At 70.6% G+C, this 26899-nt stretch carries 22 protein-coding genes; 14 read left to right on the top strand and 8 right to left on the bottom strand.

Annotated features, from left to right (window positions below):
- Nucleotides 1-21: 21 nt before the first annotated feature.
- The 7 genes from E4T13_RS23950 to E4T13_RS23920 all read right to left on the bottom strand — a co-directional run bounded on the left by E4T13_RS23950 (nt 22) and on the right by E4T13_RS23920 (nt 7298).
- Nucleotides 22-1458, bottom strand: a complete 1437-nt coding sequence (locus tag E4T13_RS23950; protein ID WP_137180845.1) for a dihydroorotase family protein — start codon at nt 1456-1458, stop codon at nt 22-24.
- Between the two features lie 97 nt (nt 1459-1555).
- Nucleotides 1556-3049 (bottom strand): amidohydrolase family protein, encoded by a 1494-nt coding sequence (locus E4T13_RS23945; RefSeq protein ID WP_137180844.1) that lies wholly within the window; start codon nt 3047-3049, stop codon nt 1556-1558.
- 88 nt (nt 3050-3137) lie between these two features.
- Nucleotides 3138-4157: an ABC transporter substrate-binding protein gene (locus E4T13_RS23940; RefSeq protein WP_137180843.1), complete on the bottom strand. Its 1020-nt coding sequence runs from the start codon at nt 4155-4157 to the stop codon at nt 3138-3140.
- 134 nt (nt 4158-4291) lie between these two features.
- Nucleotides 4292-5608: an FAD-binding oxidoreductase gene (locus E4T13_RS23935; protein WP_137180842.1), complete on the bottom strand. Its 1317-nt coding sequence runs from the start codon at nt 5606-5608 to the stop codon at nt 4292-4294.
- Complete coding sequence (locus tag E4T13_RS23930; protein WP_240791259.1) at nt 5605-6483, bottom strand: DMT family transporter; 879 nt, start codon at nt 6481-6483, stop codon at nt 5605-5607. Before E4T13_RS23930 ends, E4T13_RS23935 begins: the two co-directional genes overlap by 4 nt.
- 52 nt (nt 6484-6535) lie before the next feature.
- Nucleotides 6536-6736, bottom strand: coding sequence for a hypothetical protein (locus E4T13_RS23925; protein ID WP_240791258.1), 201 nt, complete (start codon nt 6734-6736; stop codon nt 6536-6538).
- Nucleotides 6737-6836: 100 nt separating this feature from the next.
- Nucleotides 6837-7298: a MarR family winged helix-turn-helix transcriptional regulator gene (locus E4T13_RS23920; RefSeq protein ID WP_170985200.1), complete on the bottom strand. Its 462-nt coding sequence runs from the start codon at nt 7296-7298 to the stop codon at nt 6837-6839.
- A 75-nt stretch (nt 7299-7373) separates the two neighbouring features.
- On the opposite strand from E4T13_RS23920, the gene E4T13_RS23915 reads away from it, so the two are divergent.
- The 14 genes from E4T13_RS23915 to E4T13_RS23850 all read left to right on the top strand — a co-directional run bounded on the left by E4T13_RS23915 (nt 7374) and on the right by E4T13_RS23850 (nt 26203).
- Nucleotides 7374-9539, top strand: a complete 2166-nt coding sequence (locus tag E4T13_RS23915; RefSeq protein WP_137180840.1) for an indolepyruvate ferredoxin oxidoreductase subunit alpha — start codon at nt 7374-7376, stop codon at nt 9537-9539.
- A gap of 62 nt (nt 9540-9601) precedes the next feature.
- Nucleotides 9602-11074 carry an indolepyruvate oxidoreductase subunit beta family protein gene (locus E4T13_RS23910; protein WP_170985199.1) on the top strand — a complete coding sequence of 491 codons (1473 nt, stop codon included), beginning with the start codon at nt 9602-9604 and terminating at the stop codon, nt 11072-11074.
- 30 nt (nt 11075-11104) lie between these two features.
- Complete coding sequence (locus E4T13_RS23905) at nt 11105-12088, top strand: tripartite tricarboxylate transporter substrate binding protein (protein WP_137180838.1); 984 nt, start codon at nt 11105-11107, stop codon at nt 12086-12088.
- 99 nt (nt 12089-12187) lie between these two features.
- On the top strand, nt 12188-13402 hold the full coding sequence (locus tag E4T13_RS23900) for an ABC transporter substrate-binding protein (RefSeq protein ID WP_137180837.1): 1215 nt from the start codon (nt 12188-12190) through the stop codon (nt 13400-13402).
- Between the two features lie 42 nt (nt 13403-13444).
- Nucleotides 13445-14287, top strand: a complete 843-nt coding sequence (locus E4T13_RS23895) for a branched-chain amino acid ABC transporter permease (protein WP_137180836.1) — start codon at nt 13445-13447, stop codon at nt 14285-14287.
- Nucleotides 14284-15234 (top strand): branched-chain amino acid ABC transporter permease, encoded by a 951-nt coding sequence (locus E4T13_RS23890; RefSeq protein WP_137180835.1) that lies wholly within the window; start codon nt 14284-14286, stop codon nt 15232-15234. Before E4T13_RS23895 ends, E4T13_RS23890 begins: the two co-directional genes overlap by 4 nt.
- Nucleotides 15231-16046, top strand: a complete 816-nt coding sequence (locus tag E4T13_RS23885; protein ID WP_137180834.1) for an ABC transporter ATP-binding protein — start codon at nt 15231-15233, stop codon at nt 16044-16046. The genes E4T13_RS23890 and E4T13_RS23885 overlap by 4 nt, the downstream gene beginning before the upstream one ends.
- Nucleotides 16039-16740: an ABC transporter ATP-binding protein gene (locus E4T13_RS23880; RefSeq protein WP_137180833.1), complete on the top strand. Its 702-nt coding sequence runs from the start codon at nt 16039-16041 to the stop codon at nt 16738-16740. The genes E4T13_RS23885 and E4T13_RS23880 overlap by 8 nt, the downstream gene beginning before the upstream one ends.
- Nucleotides 16741-16753: 13 nt before the next feature.
- Nucleotides 16754-18145 carry an MmgE/PrpD family protein gene (locus E4T13_RS23875; RefSeq protein ID WP_137180832.1) on the top strand — a complete coding sequence of 464 codons (1392 nt, stop codon included), beginning with the start codon at nt 16754-16756 and terminating at the stop codon, nt 18143-18145.
- Nucleotides 18142-19818, top strand: coding sequence for a hydantoinase B/oxoprolinase family protein (locus tag E4T13_RS23870; RefSeq protein ID WP_137180831.1), 1677 nt, complete (start codon nt 18142-18144; stop codon nt 19816-19818). The genes E4T13_RS23875 and E4T13_RS23870 overlap by 4 nt, the downstream gene beginning before the upstream one ends.
- Nucleotides 19815-21869 carry a hydantoinase/oxoprolinase family protein gene (locus tag E4T13_RS23865; RefSeq protein ID WP_137180830.1) on the top strand — a complete coding sequence of 685 codons (2055 nt, stop codon included), beginning with the start codon at nt 19815-19817 and terminating at the stop codon, nt 21867-21869. The genes E4T13_RS23870 and E4T13_RS23865 overlap by 4 nt, the downstream gene beginning before the upstream one ends.
- Before the next feature lie 2 nt (nt 21870-21871).
- Nucleotides 21872-22474 (top strand): cysteine hydrolase family protein, encoded by a 603-nt coding sequence (locus E4T13_RS23860; protein WP_240791257.1) that lies wholly within the window; start codon nt 21872-21874, stop codon nt 22472-22474.
- Entirely contained in the window at nt 22471-23877 is a 1407-nt protein-coding gene (locus E4T13_RS23855) for an FAD-dependent oxidoreductase (RefSeq protein WP_137180828.1), read from the top strand. Before E4T13_RS23860 ends, E4T13_RS23855 begins: the two co-directional genes overlap by 4 nt.
- 4 nt (nt 23878-23881) lie before the next feature.
- The gene (locus E4T13_RS23850) at nt 23882-26203 is read left to right on the top strand and encodes a xanthine dehydrogenase family protein molybdopterin-binding subunit (protein ID WP_137180827.1); all 2322 of its coding nucleotides are present in this window, start codon (nt 23882-23884) and stop codon (nt 26201-26203) included.
- A gap of 21 nt (nt 26204-26224) precedes the next feature.
- Here the strand turns inward: E4T13_RS23850 and E4T13_RS30055 are convergent, their stop codons facing one another.
- Nucleotides 26225-26791 (bottom strand): fasciclin domain-containing protein, encoded by a 567-nt coding sequence (locus tag E4T13_RS30055; RefSeq protein WP_170985198.1) that lies wholly within the window; start codon nt 26789-26791, stop codon nt 26225-26227.
- Nucleotides 26792-26899 lie beyond the last annotated feature (108 nt).

Below are 26899 nucleotides of genomic sequence, written 5' to 3'. Positions count from 1 at the left end.
CTCAGGCCGTGGTGCGTCGCGCTACCACGGGCGCGCGTCCGGCTGCAGGATCGCCTTCGTCGTCGTCGCCAGGTTGCGCGGCTCGGGCTTCGGCATGGCGGGACGTTCCATGCGCCCCCAGCCCGGCGCGTCCCGCACCACGCCGTCCCGCATCACGATGCGGCCACGGACGATGGTGGCCACCGCGCGACCGACCGTCTCCATGCCCTCGAACGGGGTGAAGCGGCTGCGGAGGCTGTGCAACTCCGCGCCGCGGATCACGCCCCGCGCGGCAGGGTCCACCACGGCAATGTCGCCATCGGCGCCCGGCTGCACCACGCCCTTGCGCGGCCACAGCCCGAAGGCGCGCGCCGGCGCGGCGGAGGCCATGCGGACATACTGCTCCACCGTCATCCGCCCCTCATGCACCAGCGTCAGCATCAGCCGCATGGAGGTCTCGACGCCGGGGAAGCCGCAGGCATTGTCCCAGAAGGAGGGGCGCTGCTTCTCCTCCTCGGCATGCGGGGCGTGGTCGGTGCCGAGCATGTCTATGGTGCCGTCGAGCAGCGCCTGCAGGATCGGCTCGCGCTGGCGGCCTTCGCGGATCGGCGGGTTGAGCCGCGCGACGCGGCCCTTGTCGCCGGTGAGGTCCTCCGCAGCGAGCAGGACATATTGCGGACAGGTCTCCACCGTCATCGGCACGCCGCGCGCCTTGGCGTCGCGGATGACAGGGATCGAGCGCATGCAGCTTTCGTGCACGATGTGGATGCGCGCGCCGGTCCACTCGGACAGCACGATGGAGCGGTTGAGGGATTCCAGTGCGACGATGTCGGCCCGCGCGGCCAGATGCGCGAAGGCGTCGTCGCGCCCTGCGGCCTTCATCCGGTTCTCGCGCCAGAACAGGATGGGCGAGTTCTCCGCATGGATGGAACAGCGCAACCCGAGACTGGCAAGAACCTCGAAGCCTTCCAGCACGGCGCCGTCGTTGGGCGCGGGGTTGTTGCCGGTTGTGTTGCCGAGGAACAGCTTGAAGCCGATCACGCCTTCCGTCGCCAGCGCCGGCAGGTGATCGAGCGAACGCTCGTCGAGGATGCCGTAGAGGCCGAAATTCACATGCGCCTGACGCTCGGCGGCCTCACGCTTCGCGGCCAGTGCCTCGGGCGTGGCGATGGCGGGCTCGGTGTTGGGCATGTCGAAGACGGTGGTGACGCCGCCGGCCGCGGCAGCGCGGGTGCCGGTGGTCCAGTCCTCCTTGTGGGCCATGCCGGGCTCGCGGATGTGCGTGTGCACGTCGATCGCGCCGGGGATGACGAGCTTGCCGCGCGCGTCGAGCGTGTCCTTCGCCTTGGGCGCGAAGGCCGGGTGGCCGACGAATGCGATCACGCCGTCCTTGATGGCGACATCGGCCGCGAATCGCGCGCTCTCGTTGACGACGGTGCCGCCGGTGATGAGCAGGTCGGCGAGGGGCTGGTCGGTCATGCGTGAATGGGTCCGGCAACGAGGTGGGGTGCGCTGCCCCCACCCCGGCCCCCCCCGCAAGCAGGGGAGGGAGAAAGGGCAGGGCGGGGGGGGGTTTTTATTCGGCCTTCAGCAGCCGCTTGCTGCGCGTCCAGCCCTTCGCCAGCGCGCGGCAATGGCATGCCACATGCGGCGCGACCGCGTCGCACCAGGCGCGCGCCTCCGCATTCACGCCGCGCAGCCGCTCCGCCGCCTCGTTGGCTTCGCGCGCCAGCTTCGCCTCGTCCACGCCGAGCACCACGCCGTTGCGCAGCTTCCAGGCGCCGGCGACCATCACGTCTTTCACCGCGCTGCCATCCTCGGTCCAGACGAGCTGGTTGGCGGCGTCGTTCAGCGGCGCCCAGTTCACGTGGCGCAGGTCCAGCAGCACCAGGTCGGCGGCCTTGCCGGCCGCGATCACGCCGCCCTCGTCATGGCCGACGATATGCGAAGAGCCGGTTGTGGCCAGCTTCACCGTTTCCGCCGTGCCGAGCCATTCGTCCTCCTCCGCATCCTCCCACAAGCGGGAGGCGAAGGCGGCCAGGCGCATTGCCTCGAACATGTTCTGGTTGTCGGAGGAGGAGGAGCCGTCGGTGCCGATGCCCACCGTCACGCCGGCGCGGATCGCCGCGCGCACCGGCGCGATGCCGGAGGCCAGGCGCATGTTCGCGCCGGGATTGTGCGACATCGCGCCACCGCGCTTCGCCAGCAGGTCGAGGTCGCCTTGCGTCAGCCACACGCCATGCGCGACGCTGAACCAGCGCCCGACCAGGCCGAGCTTGTCCATGTGCTCCAGCAACGTCGCGCCGCCGTACCGGATCTCACCCCCGGCATTCTGGTAGCGCGATTCCGAGACATGGGTCTGCATCGGCAGCCCGTATTCTGCCGACAGCGCGCGGCAGCCCTTCAGGAACTCGTCCGTGCCATGCAGCGGGATGGTCGGGGCGCAGCCGAGGCGGATGTTGCGCCGCCCATGCGACCAGCCCTGCGCCGCGGTGCCGATGGCGGCGAGGATGTCGGCGGCGGGCGCCATGCGCATGCCGGCCGCGCGCGCGCGGTGTTCCTCGGGCAACGCCTCCACCAGGCCGGGCGTCGCCTGGAAGAAGGTGAGGTCGGCAACCATCGGCGCAAGCACGGCGCGCAGGCCGACGGCGGCATAGGCCTCCGCCATCGCGTCGAGCCCCTCGACCGTTGGGGCGGGGAATTCGAAGGGCAGGTCGAAGGCTGCGGTGCAGCCCTTTTTCAGCATCTCCACCGCCGTCAGCGCGGTGGAGAGCCATTTGTCCTGCAGGTTGCGCCCGCCCGAGATCCAGGGCGCATGCGCCAGCAGCAGCGCCAGGTCCCATTTGTCGCCCGATCCCTTCGCCAGCCCGCCATGGCCGTGGGTATGGCCGTTGACGAGCCCCGGGATGACAAGGCGGTCGGCGGCATCATGCGTCTGCGCGTCGGGCACCGCCGTGCCCGGCGGCAGCAGCGCGGCGATGCGGCCATCCTCGATCAGCAGATCGGCGAAGGGGGCGGAGAGGGCATCGGGCGCCAGCACGCGGGCGCCGGTGAGAAGGAGCTTGGGCATGGCGCGGGTCTCTCCGGGAGTGCTCAGAGAGCGGGTTTCCCCCAGCCTGACCCTCCCCCGCAAGAGCGGGGGAGGGAAATGGCGTGCTTCAGACCATCCGCTCGGACTTCGGCGGCAGGTAGCGGTCGGTGAAGAAATCCTCGGCCTTGGGCGGGTTGGCCACGCCCAGCGCCTCGGCATTCACCGCGATCAGCTGCTGCACGCGCGCCGGATCCACATGGCCCAGGCCGTTGGCGCGGCTGTTCGGGGTGAGGATGGAGCGGTCGCGCGTCATCGCGAAGCGCCGCGCTTCCAGCGCCTCATCGAACAGCGGCTCGCGCCGCTTCAGCGAGGCCATGCCGGCGGGCACGTCGGCCAGCAGCAGCTTCAGGCCCTCGACCGAGGCCTTCACGAACTTCGTCGCCGTCTCCTGGTTGCGGTCCAGCCACTCGGCCCGGACGAAGACGCCGGAGCCGTAGATGTCGAGGCCGTTCTCGGCATAGGGCCAGCCGAGGATCTGGTCCTCCGGCACGCCGAGGCCGACCAGGTTGAAATGCACCGTGAACAGGAAGCCGGTGACGGCATCCACCTGGCCGGTGCGCAGCATCGTGTCGCGGAGATTGGCGGCCATGGAGGTCCAGCGGATGCCGCTGGTGTTGATGCCGGCGGCGCGGGCGAAGGCGGGGAACAGCATGCGGCTGCCCTCGCCTTCCGGCGCGCCGAGGCTGCGGCCGGCCACGTCCTGCGGCTTCTCGATCCGGCGGCCCTTCAGCGTCATCAGCGCCGCGGCGGTGCGGTCGAAGACCGGATAGATCATCACCAGGCGGTTCTGCGGGTTCTCCGCGTTGAACTTCACCGCGCCGGAGAAATCCGCGAAGCCGATGTCGTAGGCGCCCGACGCGACCTTCACCAGCGCATCGCCCGAGCCGAAGCCGCGGTCCATCCGCACCGAGAGCCCGAGGTTGCGGTAGATGCCGCGGTCATCGGCCAGCGACCACATCGCGTGGTTGCCCTGCAGCGCCCAGTCCAGGCTGAAGCGCAGCGCGGTCTGCGCCTGCGCGGTGCGGATGGCGGGCAGCGCCAGCGCGGTCGCGCCGGCGGCCAGCAGGGTGCGGCGTCCAAGAGACATGTTGCTCTCCCATTGTTCGAAGCGGCGCGCGGCGCGCCGGCGGGCACGCGATGCGCAACGAGCCCCTCTCAGCCATGATCTTGCCGGCCTGGTCAAGCCGGCCGGGCCGGCTCGTGGCGTGGGCCCACATTCCGTTACACCCGCCAGCCCTCGCGCCGGTCCTTCATCCGGTACCAGCCGGTGACCAGCGGCATGAACCAGGGTGTGCCGGTGTAGCCGGGCATGGTCGGCATCGGCATGCGCGCGAAGGCGCTGATGCGGTTGTCGCCGCCCAGCATCATGCGCGCCGCGACGGTGCCGAGATGCGTCATCGTCGTCACGCCGCTGCCGTTGCAGCCCAGCGCGAAATGCACGCCCTGCTGCACGCCGACATGCGGCAGCATGTCGAAGGCGAAGGCGACATTCCCCTTCCAGCCATGCGTGATCCGCGTGCCGGCAAGCTGCGGGAACAGGTCGAGCAACTGGCGGTGCAGCCAGCGCGCGCCGATGCGCGGATCGGTGTCCGACAGGGTGGCGCGCCCGCCGAACAGGATGCGGGTGCCATCCGGCGACGGCCTGAAATAGTACAGGATCTTCTTGGTGTCGCCGTAGACGCGCCCATGCGGCAGCAGTGCACGCACCCGTTCCGCGCCGAGTGCCTCCGTCGCGATCATGTAGCTTGCCACCGGGATCACGCGTCGGCGGTGCCAGGGCGTCGCACGCCCGGTGTAGCCGTTGGTCGCCACCATCACATGTCGCGCCCGCACGGAGCCGGCCGTGGTCGCGACCGCGAAGCCGGCGCCGTCGCGCGCGATGCCCTGCACCGCGACGCCACCGGCGAGCGTCGCACCCGCACGCTGCGCGGCAGCGGCGAGGCCCTGGGTGTAGCGTGCAGGATGCAGCGCGCCGGCCCGGCTGATGCGCAGGCCGCCATGATAGCGGGTGGTGCCGAGCTCCTCCGCGAGCCGCTCGCGCGGCAGCAGCTCCGCGGAGCCCTGTTCGGCGGCGTTCAGCAGCGCCGCGCGCTTGCCCAGCGTCGTCATCGCGACCGCGCTGTGTGCGCCGACGAAGCGGCCGCAGCGCCGCCAGGCGCAGTCGATGTCCTCGCGCGCGATCAGCGCATCCAGCGCGTCGAAGCTGGCCTCGGCCTCCTCCACCATCTCCGCCAGCAAGCGGGGATCCATCCCCTTCGAGACATCCGATTTCGCGCGGCCCAGGCTGCCGGCGCCGGAGAGCGCGCCGCCATTGCGCGAGGATGCGCCCCAGCCGATCGCCTCCTTGTCCATGACCAGCGCGGCGACGCCGGCACGGCCGAGTTCAAGTGCGCAGGACAGTCCGGCGATGCCGCCGCCGATGATGGCGACCTCCGCGCTGTCCGGCACCGCGGGCGTCCCCGGCGCGGGCGGCGGCGCCTCCTCCCACCAGTACGGCGTGGTCGCGAAGCCCGGGGCGAAGATGGCGTCGTCGTTCATCGTCCTGCGCTGCGTGCGAGGTAGAGCGTGGCGCCGACCATGATCAGCGTGCCCCAGAGCAGCGTCCAGCCCGGCTCCTCCGCGAAGATCAGGAAGCCGAGAGCGGCGCTGGCGGGGATCTGCGCATACTCCACCGGCGCCAGCAGCCCCACCGGCGCCCGCCGCGCCGCCCAGGAGGCGCAGAAATCACCGATGATGGCGAGCACCGACCCTCCCAGCAGCCAGGCCATGGCGGTCCAGGACGGCGTGACCCAGACGAAGGCGCTGATCGGCCCCCAGACCAGGATGCTGGCGATGGCGTAATAGGCCACCACGCGCGAAGGCGGCTCGGTCGCCGAAAGCTGCTTGATCGCGATCAGCACCAGCGCGCCGGTGATGCCCCCGCCCACGGCAGCCAGCGTGCCGGCGGAAAGCTCGCCTTGCGGCCCCGCGATGATCAGCACGCCGGTGAAGCCGATGGCCGCGGCGATGGCACGGTCCCAGCCGATGCGCTCGCCCAGGATCAGGAAGGCCAGCGGCAGCGCCCAGAGTGGGCGCGCATGCATCAGCGCCACGGCGTCGGCCAGCGGGAGCCAGAGAATGGCGAGCATGTGCAGGAAGAAGCCGGTCAGCCCCGCGCCGATGCGGAACAGATGCGCGCCGGGGCGCCGCGTGGCCAGGTCGGCGACGCCGTTGCGCAGCATGAAGGGCAGCATCACCAGGCAGGTGAACAGCCCGCGCACGAAGGGCAGCACCGGAACCGGCAAGCCATCCAGCATCGCCGCGCGGAAGCAGGCGCCCATCCCGGCGAAGGCCAGGCAACAGGCCAGCATCAGCCCCATGCCGGCCAGCGCGCGCCTGGCGTCCCGGCTGGTCGGCGAGGTTGGCGGGATCATTCCGCAGTGTGGCCGCTTCGCGGCCGCGCCGTAATCCTCCCCTGGCCGGTATTCAGCGCCGCGGCGGCGGCGCGCTGGCGAGGTCGGCTTCCAGTTCCTTGATGCGCGCCATCAGCGTGGTCCGCATGGAGGGCGCGGCGCTCGGCTTGAGGTTCGCCAGCGTCTCCTTCAACTCCGCCAGCAGCTTGCGCTTCTCCTGCGGCGTGCGGCGGATCGGGCGATTGTCGGAGAACTGGCCCTCATGCGAGCGCATCGTCTTTGTCTCCCGGTTCTGGCGTCCACTGCGGGGTTAGGCGGGCCGCGCTGCATCGTCAACGCGGGGAGCGCTCCGCTGCGGCTGTGGTGCGACGCCGTCAGCCGGCGACGCGGCGCAGCAGGCGCATCAATTCCGCGCGTTCCGCGGCGGTGAAGCGCGCGCCGATGCGCGCCTCATGCGCCTCCACGCGGGCACGCATCGCCGCATAGGCCTGTTCCGCGCCGGGCGCGAGGCGGAGCGCCTGCAGCCGTCCGTCGCTGGCCAGCCGCTCGCGCCGCAGCAGCCCGCGCTCCGTCAGCCGCGCGAGCACCGGGCTGAGGGTGGATTTGTCGAGCCCCAGCGCCGCGGCAAGCCGCACCTGGGTGATGCCGGGGTTCTCGACGACGAGGGTGAGCAGCCCGAACTCGCCCGGGCTGATCGCACCGTCCAGCGCCTCCGCGAAATCGGCGAAGACGCGGGCCTGGGCGCGGCGCAGCAGGTAGCCGAGATAGTCGGGCAGGGGCCCAAGCGCGACTTCCTCCCGCCGCGGCTCCTCTCCCTCCGCAAGACCGTTTGACACCCCACCGATCCTTGTCCGATATGCGCAGTAAGGCATTCGGCGCCGGCTTGTCCAATGCCGGCCGGGAGGTAACCGATGGAGGTCTCGTTCCGGGAAGAGATCGCCTCGCTGCGCCTCGGCGAAGGCGAGACGTTCCGCGGCGAGGGCATCCTCGCCGTCACCAAGGCGCTGCTGCAATCCGGCGTTTCGTACGTTGGTGGCTATCAGGGCGCGCCCGTGTCGCACCTGATGGACGTGCTGCTGCAATCCGAGGACCTGCTGCAGGAGCTCGGCGTGCACCTGCAGACCTGCACGGGGGAGGCCGCAGCGGCGGCGATGCTCGGCGCTTCCGTCGTCTATCCGATGCGCGGCGCGGTCACCTGGAAGGCCATCGTCGGCACCAATGTCGCGGCGGACGCGCTGAGCAACCTGTCCTCGCCCGGCGTCATCGGCGGGGCGCTGATCGTGGTCGGCGAGGATTACGGCGAGGGCGCCTCCGTCGCGCAGGAACGCAGCCACGCCTTCGCGCTGAAATCCTCGCTGATCCTGCTCGATCCGCGGCCGGACCTGCCGACCATCGTGCGCATGGTGGAGCAGGGCTTCGCGCTGTCCGAGGCCTCCAACACGCCGGCGATGCTGGAACTGCGCATCCGCGCCTGCCATGTCTTCGGCAGCTTCGTGGCGAAGGACAACCGCCGCGCGCCGGTCAGCTTCCGCAACCCGGCGGTGCCGGCGCGCTTCGACTATGGGCGGCTCGCACATCCGCCCGTCACCTTCCCGCAGGAGGCCGACAAGGTTTCGCGCCGTCTGCCGGCGGCGCGGCGCTACATCCTGGAGCACGGGCTGAACGAGACGCTGGGGCCGACGGAAGGCGAGCTCGGGATCATCGTGCAGGGCGGGCTGTTCAACGCGCTGAACGCGGAGCTGGCGGCGATGGGCCTCTCCGACGCCTTCGGCCGCCTGTGCATCCCGACGCTGGTCCTCAACGTCACGCACCCGCTGGTGCCGGAGCAGATCGCCGGCTTCTGCGCGGGCAAGCGCGGCGTGCTGGTGCTGGAGGAAGGCGCGCCGGACTACATCGAGCAGGCCATCGCCCAGATCCTGCGCAAGGCCGACCTCAACACGCCCCTGCACGGCAAGGATTTCCTGCCGTTGGCGGGGGAGTATGCGCCGCCGGTGATCGCGGCGGGGCTGGCGCAGTTCCTCGACCGCTACGGCCAGCGCTTCGTCGCCATCTCGTCCCTCGCCCCCGCCGCAGCGGGCGCGGCGAAGGCGGCCATCGGAGCGTCGCTGCCGCCGCGCGCGCCCACCTTCTGCACCGGGTGTCCGGAACGCCCGGTGTTCAGCGCGATGAAGCTGCTGCGGCAGGAGACGGGGCCGGTGCATGTCGCGGCCGATATCGGCTGCCATGCCTTCGCGACCTTCGCGCCCTTCCACCAGGGCAACACCATCCTGGGCTACGGCATGTCACTGGCGTCCGCCGCCGCCGTCGCCGGCACCAACCAGCGCCGGCCCATCGCCGTGATGGGCGATGGCGGATTCTGGCACAACGGGCTGAATACCGGCGTGGCCGGCGCGGTGTTCAACCGCGACGACGCGGTGCTGGTGGTGATGGACAACGGCTATTCCAGCGCCACCGGGCTGCAGGATATCCCCTCGTCTCGCGAGGCGTCGGGGGAGGGCCGCGGCAAGGCCGTGCCGGTGGAGCGCGCCATCAAAGGCGTGGGCGCGACCTGGGTGCGCACCGTCCACACCTATGACGTGCGCGGCGTGCTGCGCACGCTGAAGGATGCGCTGTCCGATCCGGTGAAGGGGCTGAAGGTCATCGTCGCGCGCGGCGAATGCATGCTGGCGCGCCAGAAGCGGCTGCGACCCGCCCAGGCGAAGGCCATCGCCGCCGGCACGCGCGTGGTGCAATCCCGCTTCGGCGTGGACCCCGAGGTCTGCACCGGCGACCACGCCTGCATCCGGCTGAACGGCTGCCCTTCGCTCACGCTGAAGCCTTCGGGCGACCTGCTGAAGGACGACCCGGTTGCGCATGTGAACAACGACTGCGTCGGCTGCGGCCTGTGCGGGGAGGTTGCGCATGCGGCGCAGCTTTGTCCTTCGTTCTACCGGCTGGACGTGATCCGCAACCCCGGCTGGCTCGACATCTGGCGGCTGCGTGTCGGCAACTGGCTCCTGCGGCTGCTGGGCGGCACGCCGATCACCGAGGCACCGCCGCTGCGTCCTCCCGCTGCCGTGCCGGTGCCGGCGGAATGAGCGCCGCGTCTGATGACCGCAGCGCCGAGAGGCCCGAAGGTCTGAATCAGCCGCGCACGACGATGCGGCAGCCCACGCGCATCCTGATCGCGGCCCTCGGCGGCGAGGGCGGCGGCGTGCTGGTGGACTGGATCACCCGTGCGGCGATCGAGGCCGGGCTGCACGCCACCCGCACCTCCATCCCCGGCGTTGCGCAGCGCACCGGGGCGACCACCTACTATGTCGAGGTGATGCCAGCCGCGCCCGGCGATCCCGTGCCCGTGCTCGGCCTGAACGCCGCGCCGGGCCGCGTGGACGTGTTCCTCGGCACAGAATTGCTGGAAGCCGCGCGGCGCGCCGAGGCCGGCTTCCTCACGCGCGACCGCACGCTCGCGATCGTCGCGCATCGCCGCGCCTACACCGTGACGGAGAAATCCGAGGGCGGCGACGGGCGCCTCGACGAATCGCGCCTGGCGCAGGCCGTGCGGGAGACCGCGCGCGAGGCGCTCATCGCCGACTACGAGGCGCTCGCCCGCCAGACCGGCGCGGCGCTGAACGCGCTGATGCTCGGCGCGCTCGCCGCCAGCAACGCCGTGCCGATCCCGCCCGACGCCTTTCGCGCCGCGATCCGCGCCGGCAAGGCGGCCGACAGCAACCTGCGCGGCTTCGAGGCCGGGCTGGCCGGCGCGCCGGAGCCCGCGCAGCCGCCCGCCCCGCGCGCCGGAACCGGCCCCGACGACCTGCCTGAGGAGGCTCGAGCGCTCGCGGCGGAGGGCGTGAAGCGGCTCACCGATTTCCAGGACGCGGCGCTCGCCGGCCACTATCTCGCCACGCTCCGGCGCTTCGCCGCGTTGCCCGGCGCCGACGGGGCGCTGGTCGCCGCGCTGGCGCGGCACCTCGCGCTGCGCCTGTCGTCGGAGGATGTGATCCGCGTGGCACAGCTCAAGCTCCGCGATGCGCGCCGCCCGCGGCTCGCCGCGGAGGCGAAGGCGCGGCCCGGCGACATCGTCCACGTCGTCGAGTTCATGAAGCCCGGCCCTGCCGAAGTGCTTTCGCTGCTGCCGCCTTCGCTTGCCCGCCGCGCGCTGCGCTTCGTGGAACGACGCGGCTGGATGGAGAAGAGCATCGCGCTGAACGTCTCGCCCACGCGACCGCTCGGCTTCCTGCGGCTGCGCCTGCTGGCGGCGCTGCGCGGGTGGCGGCCGCGCACGCTGAAGCACGCCGAGGAACAGGCCTGGATCGCGGAGTGGCTCGCGCTGGTGGAGCGCGCGCTGAGGCTCGGCGCGCCGCTGGCGCGCGAGGTCGCGGAGAGCGCGCGGCTTGTGAAGGGCTATGCCGCCACCGATGCGCGCACCCGCCAAGCCTGGCGCCGCATCATGGATGCCGTGCTGCTGCCGGCGCTGGATGGCAGGCTGCCGCCCGATCTCGCGGCCGATGCGTTGCTGCAGGCGCGGCTCGCGGCGCAGAAGGATCCGGAGGGGGACGCGCTGGACCGAACGCTGGCCGCAATCGCCGCCCGCATCGCATCATCGCCGCAACGGCTCGCGGCCGAGTAGCAGAGAAGACCAACCGGGAGGACCAGCCAAATGACCCGCATCACCCGCCGCGCCACGTTGGCGCTGCCCGCGCTGCCGGCGCTGCTCGCCGCGCCGGCCGCGCGCGCGCAGTCGGATTGGCCGACGCGCCCCGTGCGCATCGTCGCGCCCTTCCCACCGGGCGGACTGGCGGATGTCATGGCCCGCCCCCTCGCCGCGCGCATGCAGGCCGCCTGGGGCCAGCCCGTGGTGGTGGAGAACCGGCCGGGCTCGGGCGGCAATATCGGCGCCGACGTCGTCGCGAAATCCGCGCCCGACGGCTACAGCTTCCTCGTCGGCTCGATCGGCCCGATGGCGGCCAACGAGTTCCTCTTCGCCTCGCTGCCCTTCAACCCGCGGACCGCCTTCGCGCCTGTCGCCGTGCTGGCGACCACGCCGAAGGTCATCTGCGTCGGCGCAAACAAGCCCTGGAAGACGCTCGCCGAGCTCACTGCCGCGGCGAAGGCCGACCCCGGCAGGATCACGGCCGGCTCCGCCGGCAACGGCTCCTCGCTGCACCTGGCGCTGGAACTGTTCAACGAGGCCGCGGGCACGCGCATCACCCATGTGCCCTATCGCGGCGCCGGGCCGGCGGTGAACGACCTGGTGGGCGGGCAGATCGACTGCATCTTCGACAACGTGCCGAACATCCTCGGCCAGATCCGCGGCGAGCGCGTGCGCCCGCTGGCAACGCTGACCGCGGAGCGCCTGCCGCAATTGCCGAGCGTGCCGACCATCGCCGAAGCCGGCGGGCCGAACCTGGTGTTCGGGGCCTGGTTCTGCCTCGTCGCGCCGGCCGGCACCCCCGCGCCGATCATCGCCCGCGTGTCCGAGCAGGTGGATCTGATGATGCGCGACCCCGAGGTCGGCGGACGACTGGCGGCGCAGGGCGCCGTGCCCGGTGGCGGCGGGCCGCAGCGCCTGGCCGAGCTGATCGCGACGACTCGCACGCAACTGGAGCCGGTGATCCGGCGGAACAACATCCGGGCGGAGTAGCGGCCGGACCGACTCGTCCGGACAACATCTTGCCCTCCGGCGCGGCCCGGCGCAGATAACGGCGGCGGGCCGGGCCCGCGCACAGGGAGAAAGACACCGATGATCGCCCTCTCGCCCTCCCGCCGGGCCGTGCTGCTCGGCGCGGCGGCCGCGCTTGCCGCGCCCCGCATCGCCGGCGCCCAGGCGCCCGCCGTCAAGCTCGGCATCCTTCAGCCCGTCACCGGCGCGCTGGCGCAGGATGGCGAATACGGCCGTCTCGGCGCCGAATTCGCGATCAACGAGATCAACAATGGCGGCGGCGTCCGGGCGCTGGGTGGCGCGCGGATCGAGATGATCTTCGGCGACGCCCGATCCAACCCCGAAGGCGGCGTGGCCGAGGTGGAGCGGATGAATTCGGAAGGCGTCGTCGCCATCGTCGGCGGCTTCGCCAGCCCGATCTGCCTGGCGGCCTCGCAGGCGGCGTCGCGCTACGACCTGCCCTATGTCGTGGATGTCGGTGTGTCCGACCAGATCGTGTCGCGGGGCCTCAAGAACACCTTCCGCTTCGGCCCGGGCTTCGGGAAGGTGACGGCCGGCGCGCTGGACAACCTGGTGAAGATCAACGACGCCGCCGGCAAGCCCGCGAAGACCGTGGTCGTCGTGCACGAGGACGGGCTGTTCGGCTCCGGCATGGCACGGCTGATGCAGGCCGAGCTGCCGAAGCGCGGCTTCGAGGTGCTGGAGACGATCAGCCACCCGACGCCGGCGCGCGACATGTCGAACGTGGCATTGCGCATCCGCGCGCTGAACCCGGATCTGATCATCCCGTCCAGCTACTATGCCGAATTCGTGCTGCTGTCGCAGACGCTGCAGCAGCGCCGCGTGCGGCCGAAGGCGATCTACTGCGTGCTGAACGGCGCCGCTTCCAACTACCGCTTCGTGCGCGAATTCCCGCAGGCGGCCAATCTGGTGATGGACGTCAACCACTGGCCCGACCCGCGCAAGCCGAAGACCGCCGAGCTGCGGCGCGCGGTCGAGGCACAGAACCGCTTCTGGCTCTACAACACACCGCTGAACTACTCGGCGGTGATGCTGGTGGCGGACGCGCTGGAGCGTGCCGGCAAGGCCGACCGCGCCGCGGTCATCGACGCCCTGGCGAAGACCGATGGCAGCTTCACGAAGCACATCATGCCCTACGGCCCGACGAAGTTCGAGAACGGCCAGAACCAGGCGGCGCAGGCGGTGAACACCCAGGTGCAGGACAACGACATCAAGGTGATCTTCCCGCAGGAATTCGCCGACGCGCGGCCGATCTTCCCCTGGCCTGCAAACTGATCCGCGTTGCGATCCTACCCGCCTGAAATCATCGGGGAGGCCGTGCTCAACGGCCTCCTCACCGGCGCCATCTACGGCCTGGTCGCGCTGGGGCTGACGCTGGTCTACGGCGTGCTGCACATCATCAACTTCGCCCATGGCGCGCTGCTGACGCTGGCGATGTATGCCGCCTTCGTGGCGTGGAGCGTCTTCGGCCTCGATCCCTATGTCGCCATCCTGCCGCTGGTGCCGATCTTCTTCGTCCTCGGCTACGGCGTGCAGCGGCTTGTCATCATGCCGGCGAGCCGGGGCGAGGATTCCAACATCCTGCTCGTCACGCTCGGCCTCTCCATCATCATCGAGAACGTGATGCTGGCGGTGTTCCGCTCCGATACGCTGTCGGTGCAGGTGCCCTACGCGATGGAGGTCGTGGAGCTCGGGCCCATGCTGCTGGGCTTCCCGCGCGTGGTCGGCTTCGGCGTGGCCTTCGTGGTCGCCGCCGTGCTGTTCGTGATCCTGACGATGACAGACACCGGCCGCGCGATCCGCGCGGTGGCGAAGGAACGCACCGGCGCGGCGCTGGTCGGCATCGACGTGAAGCACATCTACGCCGTGACCTTCGGCATCGGCACGGCCTGCCTGGCGGTCGCCGCCTGCCTGCTGCTGCCCTTCTTCTACGTCAACCCGCGGGTCGGCAACGCCTTCGTGCTGGTGGCCTTCACCATCGTGGTGCTGGGCGGCATGGGCAGCGTGCCGGGCGCGCTGCTGGGCGGCCTGTTCATCGGCGTGGTGGAGAGCCTTTCGGGCCTCTATTTTGGCGAAAGCCTCGGCCAGATCGGCATTTTTCTCATTTTCATCCTCGTCCTTCTGTTCCGCCCGACGGGCCTGTTCGGAGCGAAGGCGTGACCGCGAGGGATGTCCTTCCGATCGCGCTCTTCGCCGCCGTGGCCGCGGTGCTTCCGCTGTTCGTCACACAGAATACCTGGCTGAACTTCGCGGTCTTCACGCTGATCATCTGCCTCGCCGCGCAGGGCTGGAACATCCTGGGCGGCTATGGCGGGCAGTACAGCTTCGGCCACGCGGCGTTCTTCGGCACCGCCGCCTATGTCACCGCGATCCTCCAGACACGCTATGGCGTGAACCCGTATCCCGCCTTCGTGGGCGGCATCGCCGCGGCGAGCATGATCGGCGCCGTGATCGGCTTCCTCTCCTTCCGCTCCGGGCTGCGCGGCAGCTATTTTGCGCTGGTCACGCTGGCCTTCGCCGAGGTGTTTCGCGTGCTTGCCAATGCCAGCGAGATGACGGGCGGTGCGGCGGGCATCCTGATCAAGCTCGATGTCCGGCCGGCGAACTTCCAGTTCGACTCCCGGGCGAGCTTCTACTGGATCGCGCTCGGGCTGGTGACCGTGGCGCTGTTGGTGACTCGGGCGCTGGAACGCTCGCGCCTCGGCGCACAGCTCGTCGCTGTGCGCGAGAACGAGAGCGCGGCACTCGCGCTGGGCGTGGATGCGCTGCGCGTGAAGCTCTCGGCCATCGCGCTGTCGGCCGCGATCACCGGCGCTGCGGGCGCGCTCTATGCGCAGTATTTCCTCTATCTCGACGCCAACATCGCCTATGGCACCTGGATCAGCGTGGAGGCGCTGCTGGCGCCGATCATCGGCGGAGCGGGCACGGTGTTCGGGCCGGTGCTGGGGGGCGTGGTGCTGCACGGCCTTTCCGAGTTCACCAAGACGCTGGTCGGCCGCATCCCCGGCCTCGACCTCGTCATCTTCGGCGTGCTGCTGATCCTGGTGGTGCGTTTCCCGCCGCGCGAGATCCCGGGCCTCATCCGCATGTGGCGGGGGCGGCGATGATCGAGCCGGATCCCGCCTTCCTCTCAGTGCATTCGGTCTCCAAGCGATTCGGCGGCCTGCTGGCCGTGGGCGATGCCAGCTTCACCGTGAAGGAAGGCAGCATCACCGGCCTGATCGGGCCGAACGGCGCGGGCAAGACGACGCTGTTCGCCATCGTCTCCGGCTTCGAGAAGCCGACCACCGGCCGCGTGCTGTGGCGCGGCGAGGAGATCACCGGCCGCCCGCCGCACCGCCTGGCGCAGGACGGCATCGCCCGCACCTTCCAGATCGTGCAGCCCTTCGCGGGGCTGTCCGTGCGGGAGAACATCGCCGTCGGCGCCTTCCTGCGGCACCGGCGGCGCGCCGATGCGCTGGCGATGGCCGAGCAGGTCGCGGATCGGGTGGGTCTGGCGGCGGAACTCGACAAGCCCGCGGCGGCGCTGACGGTCGCGGGCCGCAAGCGCGTAGAACTCGCGAAGGCGCTCGCCACCCAGCCGAAGCTGCTGCTGCTGGACGAGGTGTTGGCCGGGCTGAACCCGTCCGAGGTGCGCGACATCGTTCCCGTCGTGCGCGCCATCCGCGACAGCGGCATCACCGTGTTCATGATCGAGCATGTCATGCAGGCCGTGATGAACCTGTGCGAGGCCGTGCATGTGCTGGCGCAGGGCCGCATCATCGCCGGCGGCACGCCGGCGGAGGTCGTGCGCGACCCGGCGGTGATCGAGGCCTATCTCGGCCATGGCGCGGCAACCCGGCTGCAGGCGTCCGATGACCGCAGGGCCGGCAGGCCCGAAGGTCTGAATCGGCCGCCCGAAGGTTCTTCCCATGCTTGAGGTGAAGGATCTCGTCGCCGGCTACGGCCTGACCCGTGTGCTGGAGGGCGTCTCGCTAGAGGTGCGCGCGGGCGAGATCGTGGCCGTGCTCGGTTCGAATGGCGCAGGCAAGACAACGCTCAACATGGCGATCAGCGGGCTGGTGAAGCCGCGTGGCGGCACCGTGGCGTTCCAGGGCGACGACATCACCGCGCGCTCCCCGGCCGAGATCATGGCGCGCGGCCTGATCCAGGTGCCGGAAGGGCGCAAGATCTTCCCCAATCTCAGCGTGCGGGAGAACCTGGAACTGGGATCGTATCGTCGCGCGAAGGCGAACCGCACGGCAAATCTCGATCGTGTGTTCACCACCTTCCCGCGGCTCAAGGAACGCGTCGGCCAGGCTGCCGGCACGCTCTCGGGCGGGGAGCAGCAGATGCTGGCGATCGGCCGCGGCATGATGGCCGAGCCGAAGCTGCTGATCCTGGACGAGCCTTCGCTCGGCCTCTCGCCGCTGCTCGTCGAGGAGATGTTCGCGCTGATCCGCCGCCTGAACGCGGACGGGTTGGCCATCATGCTGGTGGAGCAGAACGTGGCGCAGTCGCTGGACATTGCCGATCGCGCCTATGTGCTGGAACATGGCCGCTTCGCGTTGTCCGGTCCCGCCGCGCAGGTGCGCGAGGATCCGGAGCTGAAGCGGGCCTATCTCGGGCTTTGAGGGAGAATTCCCCGTGGCGATCGTGACGAAGGGCGTGGAGCCGGCCTCGGTGCTGATGGCGGCTGCCTCGCCGGCCTGGCTCGAGCAGTGGTGCGGCTTCGCGGCGCGCTTGCGCTTCGCGGACCTGCCGGCGGAGGTCGCGCAGCGCACGCGCCTTGTGCTGCTGGATTCCATCGGCGCCATCGCGGCCGGTTCGCAGGAAGCCGAGGTGCAGGCGCTGGCCGCGCGCATGACCGCGCGGGAGGGCACGGGCGATGCCCCCGTGATCGGCCTGCCGGTTGCGGCGCGGCCGGGCACGGCGGCGTTCCTCAACGGCACCGCCGGCACGATGCTGGAACTGGACGAGGGTAACCAGTATTGCCGCGGCCATCCCGCCATCCATGTCGTGCCCGCGCTGCTGGCCGCGCCGCGCGGGGATGGCGCTGCGCTGCTGACGGCGCTGGCCATCGGCTACGAGTTCGGCAGCCGCGTCGGCATCGCGAGCAAGCTCAACGTCGCGATGCATCCGCATGGCACCTGGGGGACGCTGGGTGCTGCGATGGGCGTTGCGAAGCTGCATGGCGCGACGGCGGGCGAGTTCCGCGGCGTGATCAACATGGCGGCGTCACTGGGCCTGGCGACGTCACGCAAGACAATGCTGGAAGGCGGGACCGTCCGGAACACCTATGCGGGCGTCGCCAACATGCTCGGCCTGACGGTGTGGGACCTCTTGCGCAGCGGCTTCGAGGGCGAGCGCGACGGCGTCGCCACGGTCTTCGGCCATGTCAGCGCCACCGATTTCCGGCCGGAGGAGATGGTCGCGGATCTCGGCACGCGTTGGGAGATCGCGCGCAACTACTTCAAGCGTCACGCCGCCTGCCGCTACACGCATGGCGCGCTGGATGCGTTGGCGCAGATCACGGCGAAGGCGGGGGCGCTGCAGCCGGACCAGGTGAAGGCCATCGAAGTCGACACCTATGTCTGGGCCGCGCAGCTGGATTCCCCGCTGGCGCCCAACATGCTGGCCGCGAAGTTCTCCATCCCCTTCGCGCTGGCGACGACCATCCTGCATGGTGCCGCGACGGTGCCCGCCTTCCGTGGCCCCGCGCGGGAGAACCCCGCAGTGCAGGCTCTGGCGCGGCGCGTGACTGTGAATGAGGACCCCGCGATGACCGCGCAGCTTCCTGGCCTGCGGCCTGCGCGCGTCCGCATCGCGATGGCCGATGGCAGCGTGCATGAGGCTTCTGTGACCACCAATCGCGGCGACACCGAGGATCCCTACACGCAAGCGGAGGTGCGCCAGAAATTCCGCGACCTCGCCGATCCCGTCTATGGCGCCGCCCGCGCGCAGGCGATCGAGGAGGCGGTGATGGCGCTGGCGCCGCATGCCGAAGCCGCCGCGCTGACGGAGCTGCTCGCACGATGACGCTTGATCCGGTTACGCTCGCCGTCCTGAAGGGACGGCTTGAGCAGATCGCGGACGAGATGGACGCGACGCTCTACCGCAGTGCCTTCAACCCGATCATCGCGGAGGCGCGCGACGCCTGCCACGGCCTGTATCATGCCGAGACGGGCGCGACGCTGGTGCAGGGCACGAAGGGACTGCCGATTTTCGTGGGTGCCATGTCCTTCGCCGTGCAGGCGGTGATCCGGCGCGTGCAGGGTGGCACGCCGCTGGAGCCGGGCGACACCTTCATCTTCAACGACCCGTATGAAGGCGGTACGCATCTCAACGACTTCCGGCTGGTGCGGCCGATCTTCCGCAACGGGCAGGTCTTCTGCTGGATCGCGAGCGTCGGACACTGGCTCGACATCGGAGGCAACGTGCCCGGTGGCTACAATCCGCGCGCCACGGAAAGCCACCAGGAAGGCGTGCGCATCCCGCCGGTGAAGCTGATCCGCGCGGGCGTCATGCAGCAGGACATCCTGGAGATCCTCAACGCCAATTCCCGCGTGCCGCAATCCAATTGGGGCGACCTGAACGGGCAGCTCAACGCGCTCGATCTCGGCGAGCGGCGGATGGTCCAGCTCATCGAGGAGCATGGCGAGGCGAAGCTGCAAACCGCCTTCGCCGCGCTGGCCGACCGCGCCGCGGCACTGATGGAAGCGGAGATCCGCACCCTTCCCGAGGGCCGCTACAGCTTCGAGGACTATCTCGACAATGACGGCGTGGTGGATGAACGCCTGACCATCGCGCTCGACATGACGGTGCGCGACGGGCGGATGGTGCTGGACTTCTCGCGCAGCAGCGCGGCCTGCCTCGGCCCGATCAACATCAGCCGCGCGACCAGCGTCGCGGCCTGCTACGTGGCGCTGAAGCACGCCTTCCCGGATGTGCCCGCCAATGCCGGCGTGCTGCGGCCGATCGAGTTCGTGATTCCGGACAATACCGTGCTCGGCGCCGGTCCGCCGCGGCCGATGGCCGGCTACACCGAGACGATCCTTCGCCTGATCGGCGTGATCTTCGGCGCGCTGGGGAAGGCGCAGCCGGAGCGCGCGACGGCCGCGCCCTTCGGCACGATCAACGCGCTGTCGCTCTCCGGCCAGCGCAAGGACGGCACGCGGTGGGTGATGTTCTCGTTCTTCGGCGGCGGCTTCGGCGGCAACCCGGAGACGGACGGGTTGCACCACGCCAACAACCCGATCTCGACCGCGACCATTCCGCCGGCGGAGATCCTGGAAGCGGCGTATCCCGTGATGTTCACGCAATGGGCGCTGCGGCCGGACAGCGGCGGTGTCGGCCAGCATCGCGGCGGCGTCGGCGCGGTCTATGAGATAGAGGCGCTGTCGCCCGGCACCACCGAGGTCGCGCTGCTCGGCGAGCGGGGCCGCTACGCGCCCTTCGGCGTCACCGGCGGCGGGGAAGGCGCGCTGACGCGCTTCGCCTGGCAGACGGAGGGCGGCTGGGGCACGCCGCCGATGGCCAGCAAGGTCGTCGGCGTGAAGATCCAGGCCGGGCAGCGCGTGCGGCTCGAATCGCCAGGCGGGGGCGGCTGGGGTGATGCGGCGAAGCGGCCTAAGGCGGCTGTTGCGCGCGACATTCGGCTCGGCTTCGTCTCGCCGGAAGCCGCGGCGCGTGACTACGGATACCGCGAATGACCAGCAAACCCATCGTCGGCGTGGATGTCGGCGGCACCTTCACCGACCTGTTCCTGTTCGATCCCGCGCAGAACGCGTTCCGCACCGCCAAGGTGCCGTCCAACCGCGGCGACGAGGCGGTGGGCTTCATGAACGGCCTGCGCGCGCTGGGCGGCCCGGCCGGGTTCGAGGCGATCGTGCATGGCACGACCGTCGGCACCAATGCGCTGCTGGAGCGCAAGGGCGCCAGGCTCGGCGTGATCACTACGGCCGGCTTCCGCGACGTGCTGGAGATGCGGCGCCGAGACCGGCCGAACACCTGGGGGCTCTGGGGCGAGTTCCATCCCATCGCCGAGCGCGACATGCGCATCGAGGTGGCGGAGCGCACGCTGGCGAACGGCACGGTCCACACGACAGTCGACGTCGCGGCCGTGCAGGATGCGGCGCATGAGCTGATCGCGGCCGGCGCCGAGGCCTGCGCCATCGTCTTCATCAGCAGCTACGCCAATCCCGCGAATGAACGCGCGGCCGCGGCGGCGGTGCGCGCCATCTGGCCGAACCCGCATGTCAGCGTCAGCAGCGAGATTCTGCCGGAGATCCGCGAGTTCGAGCGCGCCTCCACCACCGCGCTCAACGCCTATCTTCAGCCGGGCGTGGCGAACTATTTGGGCAAGCTGGAAGGCGCGCTGAACCAGGCGGGCTTCGAAGGCCGCTTCCACATCGTGCAGTCGAATGGCGGCATCATGTCCACCGCCACCGCGCGCGGCATCCCCGCGCGCACGGCGCTGTCCGGGCCTGCCGCCGGCGTCATCGCGGCGGCGGCCATCGCGCGCGCGGCGGGGTTCGAGAACGCGATCACCTGCGACCTCGGCGGCACCAGCTTCGATGTCTCGCTGGTCACCGGCGGGCGGATGGAACTCGCGGCGCAGGCGACGATCGATTTCGGCCTGGTGATCCGCTCGCCGATGATCGAGATCACCACCATCGGCGCGGGCGGTGGTTCCATCGCGCATGTGGATCGCGGCGGGCTGCTGCAGGTCGGGCCGGAAAGCGCGGGCAGCCGTCCCGGCCCGGTCTGCTATGGCCAGGGCAACACGCGGCCGACGTTGACGGATGCGAACGTCGTACTCGGCCGCATCAATGCGGACCGCCCGATCGGCGGCGCGCTGTCGCGGCTGGACGTGGAGGGCGCGAAGGCCGCCATCGCGCAGCATGTCGGCACGCCGCTCGGCCTCGATCCGATGTCGGCGGCGGAGGCGATCGTGCGCGTCGCGAATGCGAAGATGGCGGGCGCGATCCGGCTGGTCTCGATCGAGCGCGGGCATGACCCTCAGAAATTCGTCGCATTGCCCTTCGGCGGCGGCGGCGCGCTGCATGTCGGCGCGCTGATCAAGGAGGTCGGGCTGAAGGCCGCGCTGGTGCCGCGCTTCCCCGGCGTGACCAGCGCGATCGGCTGCGTGATTGCGGATGTGCGGCACGACCAGGTGCGCACGGTGAATCTCTCGCTCGATGGGCTGGACGCGGCTGCGCTGGATGCGCGCATGGTGGAGGAAGCCGCCGTGGCGCGCGCCGTGGTGGAGGCCGCCGGCCTGCCCGTCGCGCGCACCGAAATCCGCTTCGAGCTCGACATGCACTATGCCGGCCAGACGCACACCGTCGGCGTGCCTCTGCCGGTGCATGTGATCGGCGGCACCACCGGCGTGTCGGAGGCGATCATCCGCAGCGCCTTCGAAGCGGCGTATCAGCAGGCCTTCTCCCGCCTGCTGCCGGGCCTGCCGATCCGCATCGTCACGCTGCGCACCGCGGCCATCGGCCTCCGCCCGGATTTCGACCTGGAGGCGCTGGCGCCGGCTGCCGACGCCACGCTGGATGCTGCGGCGCGCGGCGCGCGGCAGGTGTGGTTCGACGGCGCCTGGCATGCGGCAACGGTGTGGTCGCGCCTCGACCTGCCGGTCGGCGCGCTGGTGCATGGCCCGGCGATCCTCGAACAGCCCGACGCGACGGTGGTGGTGGACCCGGACCTCGTCGCGCGCGTGGACCGCTTCGGCAACCTCATCATCGAGCGGGAGTGAGCATGGACGACATCCCCCTCTCGCAGACAGCGCTGCTGCTCTGCGACCTGCAGAACGATTTCATCCATCCCGACGGCGCCTATGGCCGTGCGGGGCAGTCGGCCGCGTCCATCGCGGCGCTGCCTGCGCGGTTGAAGCCCCTGGCCGATGCGATGCGCGCGAAGGGCGGCTGGATCGCCTCCACCCACTTCACGCTGTTCACCGGCAAGGGTGGCGAGCCTTTCATCGACCCGCATCTGCGCACACTGCGGCCCTTCCTGAAGAAGGGTGACTTCGTGATGGGAAGCTGGGGCCACCAGGTGGTGGAGGAACTCGCGCCCTCCGACCTGCCGGTGGAGAAGGTGGGCTACGACGCGTTCTATTCGACGCGGCTGGAATGGATCCTGCGGAAGGTCGGCATCCGCAGGCTGCTGGTCGCCGGCATCGTGACCAATGGCGGCGTCTCCTCCACCGTGCGCGGCGCGCATGTCCGCGAATTCCAGGTGACCGTGCTGGAGGATGGCTGCGCCGCCTTCACCCAGGAATTGCACGACACCGCCATCGCGGCGCTGCGCCCAGTCGCCGAGATCAGCGCGGTCGCCCAGGAACTGGCGAAGCTGCGATGAAGGCCGAGGTCGTCACCGAGGCCGATCCGCGCTTCGAGGCGGAGGTGCCCGTCGCGATCATCGGCGCGGGTGCGGCGGGGCTGGTGGCGGCGCTGTCCTGCAAGGCGGCCGGCATCGAGCCTCTGGTGATCGAGCGCGATCCGGTGCCGCGCGGCTCCACCAGCCTATCCGCCGGGCTGATTCCGGCCGCCGGCACGCGCTTCCAGCGCGAGCGCGGCATCGCCGACGACGCCGAGACATTCGCCGCCGACATCCAGAAGAAGGCGCATGGCCACGCCGATCCCGCGCTGGTCGCGCTGGTGGCGCGCAACGTGGCGCCGGCGATCGAGTGGCTCGCGCATGCGCACGGCCTGCCGTTCAGCGTGGTGCACGATTTCGACTATCCGGGCCACACGCATCGCCGCATGCACGGCCTGCCCAGCCGCAGCGGTGCGGAGCTGGTAAACCGGCTGCGCCAGGCCGCGGAGCAAGCGGAGATTCCGCTGCTGACCGAGGCGCGCGTGACCACGCTGATCCGCGATGCGTCCGGCGCGATCCGCGGCATCGTCGCCGAGCGCCCCGATGGCAGCACGGAGCGCATCGGCGCGCGCGCCGTGGTGCTGGCCTGTTGCGGCTATGCGGGGAACAAGGCGCTCGTCCAAAAGTATATTCCGGACCTCGCGGAGGCGATCTATTTCGGCCATCCCGGCAATGAGGGCGACGCCGTGCTGTGGGGCGAGCAGCTCGGCGCCGATCTGCGCGACATGACCGGACACCAGGGCCACGGCTCCGTCGCGCATCCGCAGGGCATTCTGGTCTCCTGGGCCGTCATCATGGAAGGCGGCTTCCAGGTGAACATCACCGGCCGGCGCTTCTGGGACGAGAGCAGCGGCTATTCCGAAGCGGCTGTCGCGGTGCTGAAGCAGCCGGAGGGCATCGCCTGGGACATCTTCGATGCGCGCATCGCCGGGATCGCGCGGCAGTTCGAGGATTTCCGGAACGCCGAGGAGCAGGGCGCGGTGCTGACCGCCGACAGCATCAGGGCGCTGGCGGCGAAGGCGAAGCTGCCCGGCGATGCGCTCCGTGCGAGCTTCGACGAGGTGGAAGCGCATAAGCGTGCCGGCACGCGCGACGCCTTCGGGCGCGACTGGTCGCGCGGCGCGGCGCTTGCCGCCCCCTTCTGCGCGGTGCGCGTGACGGGCACGCTGTTCCACAGCCAGGGCGGGTTGGCGATTGACGACCAGGCGCGGGTGCGCCTTGCCAGCGGCGCAACCATCCCGAATCTCTTCGCCGCGGGCGGCGCTGCCTGCGGCGTCAGTGGGCCCGAGGCGTCGGGCTACCTCTCGGGCAACGGGCTGCTGACGGCGGTGGCGCTCGGGCGCATCGCGGGGCTGAATGCGGCGGCGGTCGCGAAGGCGGAGTAGGATCATGGACGACCAGTTCGGCATCGGGCAGCCCGTTCGGCGGAAGGAGGATGTGCGCTTCCTCACCGGGAAGGGCCGCTACACCGACGACATCGACATGCCGGGCCAGGCGCATCTGGCGATCCTGCGGTCGCCGCACGCGCATGCGCGCATCGTCTCGATGGACACCAGCGCGGCGAAGGCAGCGCCAGGCGTCATCGCGGTACTCACCGGGCATGATGCGGACGCCGATGGCATCGGTCTCTTCCCGGTGCAGATCGAGGTGCCCGCGCGCGCCGGAACGCCGCCGCTGTATTGCCCGCCGCGCCGCATCCTGCAGACCGATGCGGTGCGCTTCGTCGGCGATCCCGTCGTCGCCGTCGTCGCCGAAACGCGTAGCCAGGCCGAGGATGCGCTGGAACTCGTGGATATCGAGTACGAGATGCTGCCCTCCGCCACCGATACCGGCAGCGCGCTCGATCCCGCGACGCCGGTGATCTGGCCGGAGCGTGGCAGCAATCTCTGCGTCGAATGGTCGAACGGGCGCGAGGAGCAGGCGGACGCGGCCATCGCCGCCGCGGCGCATGTCGCGAAGATCCGCCTGGTGCAGAACCGCGTGGTCGGCAACCCGATGGAGCCGCGCGTCGCCATCGGCGTCTGGGACGCCGAGAAGGAGCGCTACGAGCTCACTAGCCCCACCCAGGGCATGTTCCGCGTGCGTGATCCGATGGCGCGCGACATCCTGAAGGTGCCGGCGGACAAGCTGCGTGTCATCTCGCCCGACACCGGCGGCGGCTTCGGTCTGCGCAGCAAGTGTTTTCCTGAATCCGCCATGGTGCTGTGGGCGGCGAAGAAGCTGGGGCGTCCCGTGAAGTGGCGTTCCGGGCGGGCGGAGACCTTCGTCTGCGATCCGCATGGCCGCGACCATGTCACCGAAGCCGAGATGCCGTTCGACGCACAGGGCAAGGCGCTCGGGCTGCGTGTGCGCACGACGGCGGCGATGGGCGCCTATCTCTGCGATTTCGGCCCGCGCATACCGACCGTGGCGGGCGCGCGTATCGCCGGCACGGTGTACGACCTGCAGGCGGTGAACATGCGGGTGAAATGCGTCTTCACCAACACCGTGCCGACCGATGCCTATCGCGGCGCGGGCCGCCCGGAAGTCGCCTACACGATCGAGCGGCTGCTCGATCTCGGCGCGGCGCATTTCGGCCTGTCGAAGGACGAGATACGGCGGCGCAACTACATCACGGCCGCGCAGATGCCCTACACCAACTGCGTCGGCAACGTGCTCGACAGCGGCGATTTCTCCGGCACGCAGGGCAAGGCGCTCGATCTCGCGGATTGGCAGGGCTTCGCCCGGCGCCGTGATGAATCGCGCGCGCGGGGGAAGCTGCGTGGCATCGGCCTCGGCTACTTCGTCGAGGCCTCCGGCGGCGCGCCCACGGAATGGGCGCGCGTGGCGATGACGGAGGACGGCAAGGCGCGGCTGCATGTCGGCACCTTCAACCACGGCCAGGGCCATGAGACCGCCTTTGCGCAGATCGCGCATGCGCGCCTCGGCATCCCGTTCGCGGATGTGGTGCTGGTGCAGGGCGACACCGACGTGATCGAGACGGGCGGCGGCACGGGCGGCAGTCGCTCCTCCCAGATGGGCGGCGTCGCCACGCTGCGCGCCTCCAACGCCGTGCTCGACAAGGCGAAGCGCATCGCCGCCCACATGCTGGAAGCGGCGGTCGCCGATGTGGAAGTGGAGAACGGCCGCTTCCGTGTCGCCGGAACCGATCTTTCCGTGACCTGGACGCAGGTGATCGCCAGCGCGAACGACCCCGCGAAGTTGCCGGAGAACGAGACGCCAGGCCTCGACGAGAAGGTGCTCTACAAGCGCGACACCGAGTGCAACTTCCCCAATGGCTGCCACGTGGCGGAGGTCGAGATCGACCCCGAGACGGGCGTGCTGGAAGTCGTGCGCTACGCCGCCGTGGACGATGTGGGAAATGTGATCAATCCCATGCTCGTGCACGGCCAATCGCATGGCGGCATCGCGCAGGGCCTGGGCCAGGCGGTGCTGGAGGAAGCGCGCTACGACGCCGAGAGCGGGCAGTTCGTGACCGCAACCTTCATGGACTACGCCATGCCGCGTGCTTCGGACCTGCCGGAACTCGAGATCGACTTCAACGTGGTGCCGACGCCGGTGAACGAGCTCGGCGTCAAGGGCGCGGGGGAGGGCGGGGCCTGCGGTGCGCCGCCAGCCATCGTCAGCGCGGCCTGCGACGCCCTCGGCGTCGCGCATCTCGACATGCCGCTGACGCCCGAGAAGATCTGGCGCGTGCTGCGGGCGGCCTGACGCCGCCCGCGCCGCCGGGCGTCAGGCGCCCGGCGCAGCCGGCAGGATCGGGGCCGAGGTCACGTGGAACACGCCGTCGCTGGCCAGCACGTCGCCACGGGTGATGGCGATGACCGGGCGGCCAGGCACCGGCGGCACGCCCTCGCGCACGATGGTCGCGGTGCGCGGACCGGTCTGGTTCACCTGCAGGCGGCCACGGTCCCAGGTGACGACCCGGCCCTGGCGGGCCTGGATGTCGGCCAGGCGCAGCAGGCCCCAGGCGGCATTGGCGTTCACCAGCGTCGCAAGCTGCGCCCGCTGCGCCTCGCTCGGCGAGGAAGGCGGGCTGTCCATCAGCGCCAGCAGGCTCGCCGGCAGGCTGTTCATCGCCTCGTTGGTCGGGGCGAACAGCGTCACCGCCCCGTTCTGCCGGCCCAGGCGGGAGGCGAGGCCGCTGGCGGTCAGCGCGTTGACGAATCGGCGATGCTCCGGCTTGTCCTTCAGCAGGTTCAGCAGGTCGATCGTGCCGTTCTCGGGCAGCGGGCCGCGCGCGGCCTGGCACCCCGCCAGCAGCAGCAGGCCGCCCGCCAGGGCGAACCGACGCGTCATCGGAAAAGGCGAATCCACGGGCTGGTCCTTCCGGTCAGGCGCCGGCGCGCGGTGCGGCGCCGGGCGGATAGGGCGGTGGTGGTAGCGGGGGCGCGCGGCGGCGTCCAG

Source organism: Roseomonas sp. AR75 (genome assembly GCF_005222815.1).
Taxonomy (GTDB): Bacteria; Pseudomonadota; Alphaproteobacteria; order Acetobacterales; family Acetobacteraceae; genus Falsiroseomonas.
This window is presented reverse-complemented; position numbering and strand designations above follow the sequence as displayed.